The sequence below is a fragment of the Sphingobacterium sp. NPDC055346 genome (assembly GCF_053645235.1).
Window position 1 is genome coordinate 317,520 of the sequence record NZ_JBSHMI010000005.1, and the last position, 13,464, is coordinate 330,983.

Here is a 13,464-nt window from a genome sequence, read left to right on the forward strand (position 1 = left end):
TGTTGATTAATATTGAAATTCTTTTGGGTAGATTAATAAGATAAATATTTCGCTCGGTTCTGTTTTCCTTAATCTTTTTCCATTATCTAACAGTAGAATTAATTAGCACATTGCTGTCTCGATTGTTAAATCATTTTGCTATTAAATTTTTGCGTATTTTTGCGCCAATATGGGAAGAAGAATACCTCAGGAAAAGAAGTTTATTACGGATGTTGAGATTATTGACATTGCGGAAGAGGGCAAGGGAGTTGCCAAGCATGATAATTTAGTTTTATTTATTGAGCGGGCAGTGCCTGGAGATGTGGTGGATGTTGAATTGATCCGCAAGAAGAAGAATTTTGCGGAGGGTAAAATTTCTGATGTGAAGAAGGCTTCTGAATATAGGATAGATCCATTCTGTTCACATTTTGGTGTGTGTGGAGGCTGTAAATGGCAACACATGACCTATGAATCTCAGCTGAAATTCAAGGAGCAGTATGTAGGGAATGCCTTGTCCCGTATTGGAAAAGTGGATGTTGCTGGAATGGAGCCGATTTTAGGTTCTGCGCAGACAGAATATTATAGGAATAAGCTGGAATATACTTTTTCAAACAAACGTTGGTTGACCAGTCTAGATGAGGTTGAACCTGGGGATTCCATGGATGCTTTGGGTTTCCATGTTCCAGGTAGATTTGATAAGATCTTGACCATTGACCATTGCTATTTGCAACAAGAGCCTTCTAACGATATTAGGAATAGCATTTTTGAATTTGCTAAAGAAAACTTTTTTTCATTCTATGATCTAAGGGACCATGAAGGTTCCCTTCGAAATTTAATCATCAGAACTTCTTCCACTGGTGAATTAATGGTGATCGTGGTTTTTGCATATCCTGAAGAAGGACAGGTAGATTTATTGATGTCCTTTATTAAAGACAAGTTTCCTGAAATTACTTCTTTATTATATATCATCAACCAAAAAAGGAATGATACCATTTTTGATCAAGATATACATGTTTATTCAGGCCGTGATTTTATCTATGAAGAAATGGAAGGCCTCAAATTCAAAGTTGGTCCTAAATCTTTCTATCAAACAAATTCCAGACAAGCATACGAACTTTATAAGATTACCAGAGACTTTGCTGATCTAAAAGGAGATGAGCTAGTCTATGACTTATATACCGGTGCTGGAACTATCGCGAACTTTGTAGCGCGATCTGCTCGCGAGGTTGTTGGCGTGGAATATGTTCCATCAGCTATTGAGGATGCCAAAATCAATTCTGAGACCAATGGAATCCATAACACGAAATTTTATGCAGGTGACATGAAGGATGTGTTGACGGCTGATTTTATCCAAGAACATGGGAAGCCAGACGTTGTGATTACCGATCCGCCTAGAGCAGGTATGCATGCCGATGTCGTAGATAGGATTTTGGAAATGGAAAGTGATAAAGTAGTGTATGTAAGTTGTAATGCTGCAACTCAGGCACGTGATTTGGAAAGCTTAACCAGTAAGTATGAGGTTGTGCGGATAAAACCGGTAGATATGTTCCCCCATACGCAACATGTTGAGAATGTAGTATTGTTAAAATTGAAGAAATAAATGGATTTACAGGATCTATTAAATAAAGGGCCCGAAGAAGAAGGTAAAGCAGGAAAAGGACAGAGTCCATTAGTAAGCTTGAAGAAAGACCTCGATTTTTATAAGGAGTCTATTCAAGAGGTATCTGCTGAAATGATGGCAGAAGGCTATACTCTGTATCCTATTTTTGTTGCCCACCAGTTGAAGGTTGATTTGGGAGAAATGATCTTGGACAGGGATGAGCTGAATACACAATGGAGCATTCAAGCGAGTTCCCTGGAAGAGTTTGTCGATAGAGGGATCATAAAGGAAGATAAGAAAGAATATTTCGAAAGGAATTTCAAATCAGCGAATGATTTTATGTGTTTGTTCGTTGTGGTTCCAGAAGGTGCAAACTTTGTTTTCTATCCATATAATGCATAGTGATTTAAAACTTTTTAACATTTCCTAGTCAAAAGTATTATTACCTTTAAAATTGGATGTATAATAAAGTAAAATATATTGCCCTGTTATGTACATTGTTTTTCTTGGCGCTTGCTGCACATGCCCAAGATCAGGATAACATAATTTCTGGATTGGTTCTGGAAAAAGGGACAAGCACTAGGATTAGTGATGCGAACGTGGTCAACCAGAGGACCAAACAAACTGTGAGGAGTAACTCTTACGGTGTCTTTAATATTGAAGTTAATGTTGGTGATACCATTACCATCAGTAAAGTTGGATATGGACCTATCAAAACTAGGATTAACACGCTAGAAGATATTTTGGTGGATTTGCAGGCGGGAAATCGGATCGAGACCGTTGTTGTGACCCGTAGTACGAAGGAGATGGAGATGAAGGAGATGTTGAATGACTACGAGAGCAAAGGAGTCTACAATGGTGGACAGAATAAATTTGGCACCTATGTTTCCAGTCCTGCAACAGCCTTGTATAACCTTTTTGGAAAGGAAGCCAAAAATGCGAAGCGTTTTGAGAAGTTCATGAACCAAGAGCTTGAAGAAACTAAGGTAGACCGTATTTTCAATAAAACCATTGTTACCAAACTGACCCATCTGGAAGGAGAGGAATTACAATCTTTTATGGATATCTATAGACCATCCTATGCCACTGCGTCGCGTTGGGGTCAATACGATCTGATGAATTACATCAATTCATCTTTTAAGACTTGGAATGCTCAAGGACGCCCTAAATCACAACGTTTACCGAAGTTAGATATTCCTGTTCAGGAAAAATAAGATACTGATAATTAATATGTTGCAACTGACAAAGGTGATAAAAAAGCTTTTGGCATTGGCTTTGCAAATAAGTTGACTATAAATTGACAATAAATTATTTAGTATAAAAGATAAACAAATTGATTATGAAAATGAATAAAAGACTAGCGGTTTATGGATTGACAGTAGCTACATCAGCTATGTTATTTGCTAGCTGTTCAACCATTCAAAATAGTAGTAACACTACAAAAGGAGCAGTAATCGGTACTGCATCAGGTGGTGCTCTTGGAGCATTAATCGGAAGTAAAGCAGGTAACACGGCAGTTGGAGCAATCGCTGGAGCTGTAATTGGTGGAGCTGCAGGTACTTTGATCGGTAAAAAAATGGACAAACAGGCCAAAGAGATCGAAAATACAGTAGCTGGTGCTGAAGTAGAGCAAGCAGGTGAGGGTATTTTGGTAAAATTTGACTCTGGAATTTTATTTGATTTCAACAGTACAGCTTTGAAACCATCTGCAAAGGAAAACATCGCTAAATTAGTTGAGACCTTGAATAAAGAACCAGATACTGAAATCTTGGTGTTAGGTCACACAGATAACGTAGGTACATTACAAGCAAACCAAAAAGTTTCTAATGGTCGTGCCGCATCTGTAAAATCATTCGCAGTTTCTCAAGGTTTAGCAGGTAGCCGTATCAAAACAGAAGGTAAAAACTATTCTGAGCCAATTGCATCAAACGATACTGATGCAGGAAGAGCAGAAAACCGTCGTGTTGAGATCATTATTACTGCAAGTAAGAAAATGCAAGAAGAAGCTAAAAGAGAAGCAGGTCAATAAGACTGTAAAAAATAATTTGAAAAGGGTGTCAAATAAATTGACACCCTTTTTTTGGATTTTGCTGATTACTGTGTTGAAGTTGTTATAAAACCAAGGTAGGGTGGAACAGACTTGGGGAGGGATTTTTGTTAAATTTTCCTCAACTGCTGACAAACTGTCATTTGTTTAATAGATAATTACTAACTTTGTAGTCTTTGAAAAATGACTATGTTAGAGTTATCGCATACAACAAAAACGCATGATGAATCTCGTCAAGGCGAGGCTTTAGATATGCTGCCTACAGGGAAATCCACTGGGCGTAAGTTATATATAGAGAGTTACGGGTGTCAGATGAATTTTTCTGACAGTGAGATTGTGGCATCTATCCTTATGGATAAGGGTTTTGAGACTACCAAGGACTATAAAGATGCCGATGTAGTGTTTATCAACACCTGTTCGATCCGTGAGAATGCTGAACAACGTGTTAGGAATAGGCTGAAGGAGTTTGAATCTGCGAAGGCTAAGAACCCTGGGATGGTTGTGGGCGTTTTAGGCTGTATGGCGGAACGTTTGAAGGCTAAATTCTTGGAAGAGGAGAAGTTGGTGGATGTTGTGGTTGGGCCAGATGCTTACCGTGATCTTCCTAATTTGATTGAAAAAGTTGATGAAGGTGGTCGTGCTGTAAACGTATTGCTGTCTAGGGAGGAAACTTATGCTGATATCAGTCCGGTGCGATTAAATTCGAACGGTATTTCAGCGTTCATTTCCATTATGCGTGGATGTGATAATATGTGTTCATTCTGTGTTGTTCCATTTACAAGGGGTAGAGAAAGAAGTCGTGATGTGGAATCAATTGTGAAAGAAGCGCAAGACCTATTCAATGCTGGGTACAAGGAAGTAACCTTATTGGGACAGAACGTAGACTCGTATAAATATACGCCAGCGGTGGCAGAGGGAGAAGAGGCTAAGCCTACCGTGAACTTTGCGCAATTGTTGGCCTTGGTTGCTGAAGTGAGTCCAGAATTAAGGATCAGGTTTTCTACCTCACATCCTAAGGACATTACAGATGAGGTATTGTATACCATGGCAAAATATGAGAATATCTGTAAATACATCCATTTACCGGTACAGTCTGGAAACAGCCGCGTATTGGAGTTAATGAATAGGACCTATGACCGAGAATGGTATATCAATAGAATTGAAGCCATTCGCCGTATTATTCCAGAATGTGGGATTTCTACAGATGTCATCACCGGTTTCTGTACTGAAACTGAGGAAGAACATCAGGAAACCCTTTCCATGATGGATTATGTAAAATATGATTACGCCTATATGTTTGCTTATTCAGAACGTCCGGGAACTTTGGCTGCCAAACGTTATGAGGATGATATTCCTGAAGAAGTTAAAAAACGCAGGTTGACTGAGATTGTGGATCTTCAACGTGAGCATAGCTTATATAGAATCGAAAAATTTGTCGGTCAGGTTCAAAAAGTATTGATTGAAGGGACTTCAAAGCGTTCTGACAAGGATTTCTGCGGAAGAAACGATCAAAATACTATGGTTGTATTTCCAGTAGATGAACGCTATAAAGTAGGAGATTATGTGAATGTGTTAGGCGAAAGCTGTACATCTGCAACATTGATTGGGAAAATAGTTGATTAATATCAAACACTAAATATTAATAATGGATCATCAAGATATTAAGAGCAGGTTTGGGATTATTGGGAATTCTCCATTACTAAATCGTGCGATCGATATTGCACGTCAGGTAGCACCTACCGATATCTCGGTTTTGATTCAAGGTGAAAGTGGTTCTGGTAAGGAAGTGTTTTCACATATCATCCATCAATTAAGTGGTCGCAAGCATGGCCCGTTTATCGCGGTAAACTGTGGTGCGATTCCAGAGGGAACGATTGATTCTGAGTTGTTTGGTCATGAGAAAGGTTCTTTTACGGGAGCCCATGAAGCAAGGAAAGGATATTTTGAAGTCGTTGATGGAGGGACCATTTTCCTAGATGAGGTTGGTGAATTACCTTTAGGTACGCAGGCACGATTGTTACGGGTTCTGGAGTCGGGTGAATATATCCGTGTTGGATCGTCTAAGGTTCAGAAAACAAATGTTCGCGTAGTTGCTGCGACGAATGTTGATGTTTATGAAGCGGTAAAGAAGGGGAAATTCAGGGAAGATCTATATTATAGATTGAATACTGTTCCATTACGTATTCCAGCTTTGCGAGAGCGTAAGGAAGATATTGTCCTTTTATTTAGGAAATTCGTTGTGGATTTCTCAGATAAATACCGTTCACCGGGTATTCAACTTACAGAGGACGCGCAAGAAATGTTGCGCAACTATAGCTGGCCGGGAAATGTGAGGCAATTGAAAAATATTGCAGAGCAGATTGCCGTTCTAGAGAAGGAAAGGTTGGTCAACGCACAGATTTTAAGCCATTATCTGCCAGTTGAGACCCAAAGTACTACTCTTCCGATGCCATTAAAGGATCAGTCGAAGGAGAATTTCTCGGAAAGAGATTTGTTGTACAAGGTTCTGTTCGACATGAAGAAGGATATGGTCGACTTAAAGAAATTAGTCGTTGAGTTGATGCAAAAGGGTTTCAATCAAGGAACCATGGATCAAAATTCACCTTATATCAATCAATTGTATCAGGAGATCAGGCCAAGTTCTGCGGCCATTGGTTCAGAAGACTATTCTGTTAATCCAAATCCAACGATTACCATCCATAATCCTAATCAGCCGAATGGGAATGCAAATGATTATTTGTATGATACCCAAGATGTGGAAGAGGTAGAAGAATCATTATCTTTACTTGATAAGGAGTCTGATTTGATCAAGAAAGCCCTCAAGAAGCATAAGGGCAAGCGTAAAGCAGCGGCGCAGGAATTAGGGATTTCTGAACGTACGCTTTATAGAAAGATTAAGGATTTGAACTTAGATTAATATGTCCAATTTTAAGAATAAAGGCAATTTCATTACATTTATTGTTGCTGCTTTAGTAATACTTACTTTTAATGGTTGCGGTGTAAAATATAGTTTGAGTGGCGGGTCGATTCCCGAAAACATGAAAACCTATTCAGTGGAGATATTTGAGAATATTTCGCCTTTTGTATCTGCTACCTTGAGCCAGACCTTTACGGAGGGGTTGAAGGAGCGTATCAGGACCCAATCTAAGTTGAGCCAAGTAAATCAGGATGGAGATGCTATCTTTTCAGGAGTGATCACCAACTATGCGATTACGCCTGCGGCAGTGGAAGCTGGGACAGATATGGCAGCATTAAACCGACTCTCCATTACGGTTAAGGTAAAATACGTGAATAGGAAAGATGAGACCGGTGAAAGTGACTTTGAGGAGTCTTTTACGCAGTTTAAGGAATTTAGAGGACAGGTAAATAGCCAAGAAATGACCTTAAACCAAGAGATTGTCAAGATGTTGACCGAAGATGTATTTAACCGCGCATTTAATAACTGGTAAAAAAAGAGCCTTTGAATCACATGGATCAAGTATATATTTTTAGAAAAGCACTGGAAAACCCCATGGAAGTTAGTGTTGCTGATTTTGAGCAACTCCTGACCAAGTATCCATATTCCCAGCCTATAATATATGCCTATGAACGCAAGAAATTTTTAGAAGGACAAAGCATTGATAAGCAGCGGACTTTGATCTATGCCAATAATCCTTTTTGGCTACGTGATTATTTACAAAAACCAATTGAGGTTATCCCTGAGATAGAGGTGGACTCTGATGATTATATTGCCTATGAAGAGCTTGACGGTGATGGGCTAATAGAGGAAACAGAAGTTGAGGCAGTAGATGTAGAGAGTATCCCAGAGGTTGAAGAAACTATCGCGGAGCCAGCAAATGATCTTGACGAAGTGGAAGATGAGGTTGTAGAGCGTCAAGAAGAGGAGATAAAGGAGGAAGAGCCTGCATTTGAATTCGCTGCGGGGTACGATATTGAAAGGGAATATGCTGGAGAAGAGGAACATGATGTAGAGTCGGAAGAGCTTGTTTCTGTGGAATCAGATGAAGAAGTACCTGCTCAGGAAGAAGAAAATAAAAGAAGTCCGGAAGAGGATATCAGTCTGTACAACGATGAATTGATGCCATACAGCTTTAGATGGTGGCTGTATAAGACTAGGATGGAGCATGCCGATACCTATCAGCCTTTTTCTTCGCCTGTGTTGCCGAAACAGCAAAAAGGTCAGTTTGATCCTAAAAAATTAGATGAGGCGATATTGGATCAGCAGATCAGGGAGAATATCTTCCATTTGCAGGATCCTTCGGATAAGCTTAGTGATAAACATAAAAAGGAAACGGTAGAGTTTAAGTCTACGGAGATGATGGATGAGGTGATCGAGAAGTTCATTCGTGAGGAGCCTCAGATCCAGCCTCCAAAGGCAGAGACCATCAATACCGAAAATAAGGCCCGTAGTAGTTCTGAGGACCAATTACAGGTAGTGACCGAGACCTTGGCGAACATTTACGAGACACAGGGGATGTATGAAAAAGCGATCATGGTATTTAGAAAATTAATTTCGGATAATCCAGAAAAAAAATCGTACTTTGCGACCCGAATTAAAGAGATTGAACAAAAGTTATAATTGAAATATAGAAATGGACGTATTATTTATTATCCTAATTATTCTAGCAAGCTTATTATTAGCGTTTTTTGTATTGATTCAGAACCCTAAAGGGGGAGGTTTATCCTCAGGATTTTCTGGTGGCGCTAATTTAATTGGTGTGCAACGCACAGGTGATATTTTAGAAAAAGGAACATGGATTTTTGCGATTGCCTTAATGGTATTTTGTATAGCAATAAATATTATTGGTCCATCATCATCCAACACAGGTGGTTTGGGAGATCAAATTGAGGCGCCAGTAACAGCTCCTAACTTGAACCTTAATCCTTCGGCGACTCCTGCAACAGGAACTACTCAAACTCCGGCAACTGAAACTCCAGCTGCTACCGATACGACAAAGTAATCAGGCTTAATAGCTAAAGAAATAGAACCCTGTCTAGTTTTAGGCAGGGTTTCTTGTTTTTATGTTTTGGGAGGGATACGGAATTGGTGTCATGATGACATTAAGATGATGGTTAACTGTCATGAAAAATGACAGTTAATGCAAAAATGGCAAAATATTTTGCTTAATTTCAATTGGCATAGTTAGTGATGCTTTTGAGTTACGTAATCGAAAAAAATAAAATTGATATACAATTATGGCATTAAGTATTAAACCTATCGGAGACAGAATAGTAGTTGAGCCTGCTCCAGCAGAAGAAAAAACAGCATCAGGTATCTATATTCCTGACACAGCGAAAGAAAAACCATCCCAAGGAACAGTTGTAGCTGTTGGTGCTGGTAAACCTGAAGAACCATTGACTGTAAAAGTAGGTGACAAAGTGTTGTACGGCAAATACTCAGGTACAGAGATTACCTATGAAGGAAAAGAATATTTAATTATGCGCGAAGCTGATATCTACGCAGTTCTGTAATTAAAAAATCAACGATAAAAAATTAAAACACAGTAGGTTTTGGGTTTGAGATCTATTGAAAAAACCTAATACCTAAGATTCAATTTCATATAACAATGGCAAAACAAGTAAAATATAATGTAGAAGCGCGCGACGCCCTGAAAAAAGGTGTTGACACACTTGCAAACGCAGTAAAAGTTACCTTAGGTCCAAAAGGTCGTAACGTAATCATTGAGAAAAAATTTGGTTCTCCAGCAATCACTAAAGATGGTGTTTCAGTTGCAAAAGAAATCGAATTGAAAGATGCTCTGGAAAACATGGGCGCACAAATGGTTAAGGAAGTTGCATCTAAGACTGCTGACCAAGCGGGTGACGGAACAACTACTGCTACTGTTTTAGCTCAAGCAATCGTAGCTCCAGGTATTAAGTCGGTAGCTGCTGGTGCAAATCCAATGGATTTAAAACGTGGTATTGACAAAGCTGTTGCTGCTGTAGTAGAGAACCTAAGATCTCAATCACAAGTAGTAGGTGCTGACAACAATAAAATCAAACAAGTTGCTTCGATTTCTGCAAACAATGACGAAGTTATCGGTTCATTGATCGCTGAAGCAATGGAAAAAGTTGGAAACGACGGAGTAATCACTGTTGAAGAAGCAAAAGGTACTGAAACTGAAGTGAAAACTGTGGAAGGTATGCAATTTGACAGAGGATACTTATCTCCATATTTCGTAACTAACTCGGATAAAATGGAAGCGGAATTAGAAAGCCCTTACATTTTGATCTATGACAAGAAAATCAGCAACATGAAAGAATTGTTGCCAATCTTGGAAAAACAAGTTCAAACTGGAAAACCTTTATTGATCATTGCAGAAGATTTAGACGGAGAAGCTTTAGCTACTTTGGTAGTTAACAAAATCCGTGGATCACTGAAAGTTGCTGCTGTTAAAGCTCCTGGATTCGGTGACCGTCGTAAAGCAATGTTGGAAGATATCGCTATCTTAACTGGAGGTACAGTAATTTCTGAAGAGAGAGGTTTCAAATTAGAAAATGCTGAATTATCTTATTTAGGACAAGCAGAGAAAGTTGTTGTTGACAAAGATAACACAACTATCATTAACGGTGCTGGAAACGTGGAGGACATTAAGGCACGTGTTGCTCAAATCCGTTCACAAATTGAAACTACAACTTCTGACTACGATCGTGAGAAATTGCAAGAGCGTTTGGCTAAATTGTCAGGTGGTGTTGCTGTTCTTTACGTTGGTGCTGCTTCGGAAGTAGAGATGAAAGAGAAAAAAGACCGCGTTGATGATGCTCTTCACGCTACTCGTGCTGCAGTAGAAGAAGGTATTGTTGCTGGTGGTGGTGTTGCTTTCATCCGTTCAACAGAAGCTTTGGTTAACTTAAAAGGCGAAAACGAAGATGAGCAAATCGGTATCGATATCATCAAACGTGCTATTGAAGAGCCATTACGTCAAATCTGTGCAAACGCAGGTATTGAAGGTGCAGTAATCGTTCAAAAAGTTAAAGAAGGAACAGCAGATTATGGATACAATGCTCGTACAGACAAGTTTGAGAACTTGATTTCTGCTGGAGTTATCGATCCTACTAAAGTATCACGTGTAGCGTTAGAGAATGCTGCTTCAGTAGCTTCCATGTTATTGACTACAGAGTGTGTACTTGCTGATGAACCAGAAGACAACCCAGTAGGTGCTGGCGGTCCTCCAATGGGCGGTGGCATGGGTGGAATGATGTAATCATCATCCCTTAATAGATACAAAAGAGCTATCCAATTGGGAAGCTCTTTTTTGTTTGCCCGCAAACGTTTATTACCGACTTCAACGCATCATTATTTGTGTATTAGAATTTGTGCTAGCTCAATTAAATATATATGGAAACTCATAATATCATTGCCCTTCTTATCGTCTTTTCAATTGGTATTGGACTGGCAGTCTACATCTGGAAAAAAGTGGGCAATAAAAAGGTGGTCAACAAGGTGATTCCAGACGAAAGTGAAATAGAAAATGTGCTTCGAGAAAAAGTGAACTTCTTCAAGCAATTGAAGGAAACTGAACAGGGTAAATTCATCAAGAGGGTTTCCTATTTTTTGGCTACCACAAAGATTTCTCCGGAAAAAGGTGCAGTGATCAATGATGAACATAGGATTCTGATAGCTGCCAGTGCCACCATTCCCCTCTTTCATTTTGAAAATTGGTCTTATGAAAACTTAGATGAAGTCCTTGTCTATCCAGGAACTTTCAGTGAAAAGTATGATATTGAAGATGAAAAAAGAAATATCCTTGGGATGGTGGGAGATGGTGCCATGCACAGAAAGATGATCCTGTCGCTTTCTGCATTGATGGCCGGATTCAATCAAAACGGGGAAAGCAATACTGCTATCCATGAATTTGTCCACCTTATTGATAAGGCAGATGGGGAGGTGGATGGAATTCCGGAATATTTGATCCCCAAAAGTTTGATCCATCCTTGGTTGGAGGAGATGCAAGCTACCATTTCAGCCATCAGAAGAGACAAGTCAGATATTAGAGATTATGCTGCTACAAATCCAGCAGAATTCTTGGCAGTCGTTTCGGAATATTTCTTTCAGAAACCAAAAATGTTGAAATCAGATCATCCGGAACTATATTCCATGCTGAATGAAATATACAATGGAAATAAAGAAGAATAATACTAAACATTTTTAATTAATGTGCTGTTGTTTAATTGAATAGGTCAAAACAAAAAATTAAAATATTATGGAATACAGGTATATAGGAGACAGTGAGATCAATGCTTCGGTAATTACATTTGGGGCTTGGGCAGCAGGTGGATGGATGTGGGGGTCGACCGATCGTAAAGAAGCCATTGAGGCTATAGTCGCGGCTTACGAGGTGGGTGTGACCACTATTGATACAGCTCCTATTTATGGACAAGGAACCAGCGAAGAGATTGTTGGAGATGCCCTGAAGGATATCCCTAGGGATAAAACCCAAATCCTGACTAAGTTTGGGATGCGCTGGGATTTAGCGGAAGGCGATTTCGCCTTTCACAGTAAGAAAAACAATGGTGAAGATATTGAAATCTATAAATATGCTGGAAAGGATAGTATTATTTATGAATGTGAACAGAGTCTAAAAAGGCTTGGGACAGATTATATCGATCTCTATCAGATCCATTGGCCAGATTCAACGACCCCTTTGGATGAAACCTTTGAAGCAGTTGCCCAATTGATCGAACAGGGAAAAATCAGATATGCTGGGGTTTGTAACTATAACGCCCAATTGATGGCTGAAGCTGAGAAGACCTTGCCATTGGTTTCTAACCAGATCCCTTTTAGCATGGTGAACAGGGCAGTGGAGGAAGAGACCATTCCATACTGTATTAAGCATAATAAAGCTGTACTAGCCTATAGTCCATTGGAAAGAGGTCTTTTGACCGGTAAGATCCATGTTGGTCATCAGTTCCAGGAGGGCGACCATAGAGCCAAACATCCGCACTTCCAGCCTGATTTTATTGAGAAGACCAACATCTTGTTGGAGCGGATAAAGCCACTGGCAGATGATAAGGGGGTTACTTTGGCGCAATTAGTCCTCCGCTGGACCGTTGAACGTCCTGGTATTACGATCGCCTTGGCTGGCGCTAGAAATGCCCAGCAGTCTGTTCAAAATGCGAAGGCCATGGATTTCAATCTAACCCAAGAGGAATTGGATTTCATGAATGCGGTAGTTGATGCCTTTTAATCTTAAAAAGAATAATATTGAACGTTATTAAGAAGATTAATAACGTTCAATTTAACTGATATCCTTTAACACAATGATCTTATTTTCTGGGCTGAATTCAAAGATTGATTTTCCGTCGAGTTTGATGCTGTCTCCAATATTCAATTCTGGTGAAAGATCTTTAGAAAGTTTAGCGGAGTACTCAATAGTGATTTCAGAATAGTTTTCGAAGTGTTCCATTGCGGTGATCTTTTGATGCCGCTCAGAGAAAAAGGACTTTGCCTGTTCTGCCTGATTCATAAATTCTTGTTTCCCCACAAGTGAATCAGTTACATTTCCATTGGATATATTTTCGAACAGAAGGTTTTCATCTAAATCTCTAGACATCATTTCTGTGTTGAAACTATTATAGCCGTTAATATAGTTCTTGATTATTTCTTCCCTGCTATTCATGTTGTAAGTTCGATTTAGTGATCGAATTAAAGATAAGAGAATTCTCTTTTAATATCGCCCATTTTTAGGCTCGTTTTTATTGAATTGGCTTTCAGTTAGTTGAAAAAAGAGGTATATTATGAATATGTTAACCTTTAAAAACTTGGAAAATAGCTATAATAAATGAGGCTTAACTTTCGTATTTTGCTTTAGGAATCAAATTTGATTTAAGCTTAACA

General features: G+C 39.1%; 14 protein-coding genes. 13 read left to right on the forward strand and 1 reads right to left on the reverse strand.

What is annotated here, in order from left to right:
* The first annotated feature begins 169 nt into the window (after window positions 1–169).
* The 13 genes from rlmD (at window position 170) to ACWICE_RS12455 (ending at window position 12,814) form a co-directional block, all read left to right on the forward strand.
* Window positions 170–1,579: a 23S rRNA (uracil(1939)-C(5))-methyltransferase RlmD gene (gene rlmD, locus ACWICE_RS12395; RefSeq protein ID WP_454290982.1), complete on the forward strand. Its 1,410-nt coding sequence runs from the start codon at window positions 170–172 to the stop codon at window positions 1,577–1,579.
* On the forward strand, window positions 1,580–1,981 hold the full coding sequence (locus ACWICE_RS12400) for a hypothetical protein (RefSeq protein ID WP_185213048.1): 402 nt from the start codon (window positions 1,580–1,582) through the stop codon (window positions 1,979–1,981).
* 56 nt (window positions 1,982–2,037) lie between these two features.
* The gene (locus ACWICE_RS12405; protein WP_185213047.1) at window positions 2,038–2,793 is read left to right on the forward strand and encodes a hypothetical protein; all 756 of its coding nucleotides are present in this window, start codon (window positions 2,038–2,040) and stop codon (window positions 2,791–2,793) included.
* Window positions 2,794–2,924: 131 nt separating this feature from the next.
* Entirely contained in the window at window positions 2,925–3,608 is a 684-nt protein-coding gene (locus ACWICE_RS12410) for an OmpA family protein (protein WP_313260521.1), read from the forward strand.
* A gap of 207 nt (window positions 3,609–3,815) precedes the next feature.
* Window positions 3,816–5,249: a tRNA (N6-isopentenyl adenosine(37)-C2)-methylthiotransferase MiaB gene (gene miaB / locus ACWICE_RS12415; RefSeq protein WP_185213045.1), complete on the forward strand. Its 1,434-nt coding sequence runs from the start codon at window positions 3,816–3,818 to the stop codon at window positions 5,247–5,249.
* Between the two features lie 22 nt (window positions 5,250–5,271).
* A complete protein-coding gene (locus tag ACWICE_RS12420; RefSeq protein ID WP_454290983.1) occupies window positions 5,272–6,543 on the forward strand; it encodes a sigma 54-interacting transcriptional regulator in 1,272 nt (423 codons plus the stop codon).
* A 1-nt stretch (window position 6,544) separates the two neighbouring features.
* Window positions 6,545–7,075, forward strand: a complete 531-nt coding sequence (locus ACWICE_RS12425; RefSeq protein ID WP_185213043.1) for an LptE family protein — start codon at window positions 6,545–6,547, stop codon at window positions 7,073–7,075.
* A gap of 20 nt (window positions 7,076–7,095) precedes the next feature.
* Window positions 7,096–8,205 (forward strand): hypothetical protein, encoded by a 1,110-nt coding sequence (locus ACWICE_RS12430; protein WP_185213042.1) that lies wholly within the window; start codon window positions 7,096–7,098, stop codon window positions 8,203–8,205.
* Window positions 8,206–8,218: 13 nt separating this feature from the next.
* Window positions 8,219–8,587, forward strand: a complete 369-nt coding sequence (secG, locus tag ACWICE_RS12435; protein WP_454290984.1) for a preprotein translocase subunit SecG — start codon at window positions 8,219–8,221, stop codon at window positions 8,585–8,587.
* A 235-nt stretch (window positions 8,588–8,822) separates the two neighbouring features.
* Window positions 8,823–9,098 (forward strand): co-chaperone GroES, encoded by a 276-nt coding sequence (locus tag ACWICE_RS12440; protein ID WP_185213040.1) that lies wholly within the window; start codon window positions 8,823–8,825, stop codon window positions 9,096–9,098.
* Between the two features lie 95 nt (window positions 9,099–9,193).
* Window positions 9,194–10,831: a chaperonin GroEL gene (gene groL / locus ACWICE_RS12445; protein ID WP_185213039.1), complete on the forward strand. Its 1,638-nt coding sequence runs from the start codon at window positions 9,194–9,196 to the stop codon at window positions 10,829–10,831.
* Window positions 10,832–10,965: 134 nt separating this feature from the next.
* On the forward strand, window positions 10,966–11,763 hold the full coding sequence (locus tag ACWICE_RS12450) for a M90 family metallopeptidase (protein WP_454290986.1): 798 nt from the start codon (window positions 10,966–10,968) through the stop codon (window positions 11,761–11,763).
* Window positions 11,764–11,830: 67 nt separating this feature from the next.
* The gene (locus tag ACWICE_RS12455) at window positions 11,831–12,814 is read left to right on the forward strand and encodes an aldo/keto reductase (RefSeq protein ID WP_454290987.1); all 984 of its coding nucleotides are present in this window, start codon (window positions 11,831–11,833) and stop codon (window positions 12,812–12,814) included.
* A gap of 51 nt (window positions 12,815–12,865) precedes the next feature.
* Here ACWICE_RS12455 and ACWICE_RS12460 read toward each other — a convergent pair whose 3' ends face one another.
* Entirely contained in the window at window positions 12,866–13,246 is a 381-nt protein-coding gene (locus ACWICE_RS12460; RefSeq protein WP_454290988.1) for a nuclear transport factor 2 family protein, read from the reverse strand.
* Window positions 13,247–13,464 lie beyond the last annotated feature (218 nt).

Bases quoted from the DNA above. Each gene is read 5' to 3' on its own strand.
- ACWICE_RS12450 (WP_454290986.1), top strand. From the start codon at position 10,966: ATGGAAACTCATAATATCATTGCCCTTCTTATCGTCTTTTCAATTGGT.
- ACWICE_RS12425 (WP_185213043.1), top strand. From the start codon at position 6,545: ATGTCCAATTTTAAGAATAAAGGCAATTTCATTACATTTATTGTTGCT.
- ACWICE_RS12405 (WP_185213047.1), top strand. From the start codon at position 2,038: ATGTATAATAAAGTAAAATATATTGCCCTGTTATGTACATTGTTTTTC.
- secG (WP_454290984.1), top strand. From the start codon at position 8,219: ATGGACGTATTATTTATTATCCTAATTATTCTAGCAAGCTTATTATTA.
- ACWICE_RS12400 (WP_185213048.1), top strand. From the start codon at position 1,580: ATGGATTTACAGGATCTATTAAATAAAGGGCCCGAAGAAGAAGGTAAA.
- ACWICE_RS12460 (WP_454290988.1), bottom strand. From the start codon at position 13,246: ATGAATAGCAGGGAAGAAATAATCAAGAACTATATTAACGGCTATAAT.
- ACWICE_RS12440 (WP_185213040.1), top strand. From the start codon at position 8,823: ATGGCATTAAGTATTAAACCTATCGGAGACAGAATAGTAGTTGAGCCT.
- ACWICE_RS12410 (WP_313260521.1), top strand. From the start codon at position 2,925: ATGAATAAAAGACTAGCGGTTTATGGATTGACAGTAGCTACATCAGCT.
- groL (WP_185213039.1), top strand. From the start codon at position 9,194: ATGGCAAAACAAGTAAAATATAATGTAGAAGCGCGCGACGCCCTGAAA.
- ACWICE_RS12420 (WP_454290983.1), top strand. From the start codon at position 5,272: ATGGATCATCAAGATATTAAGAGCAGGTTTGGGATTATTGGGAATTCT.
- ACWICE_RS12455 (WP_454290987.1), top strand. From the start codon at position 11,831: ATGGAATACAGGTATATAGGAGACAGTGAGATCAATGCTTCGGTAATT.
- ACWICE_RS12430 (WP_185213042.1), top strand. From the start codon at position 7,096: ATGGATCAAGTATATATTTTTAGAAAAGCACTGGAAAACCCCATGGAA.
- rlmD (WP_454290982.1), top strand. From the start codon at position 170: ATGGGAAGAAGAATACCTCAGGAAAAGAAGTTTATTACGGATGTTGAG.
- miaB (WP_185213045.1), top strand. From the start codon at position 3,816: ATGTTAGAGTTATCGCATACAACAAAAACGCATGATGAATCTCGTCAA.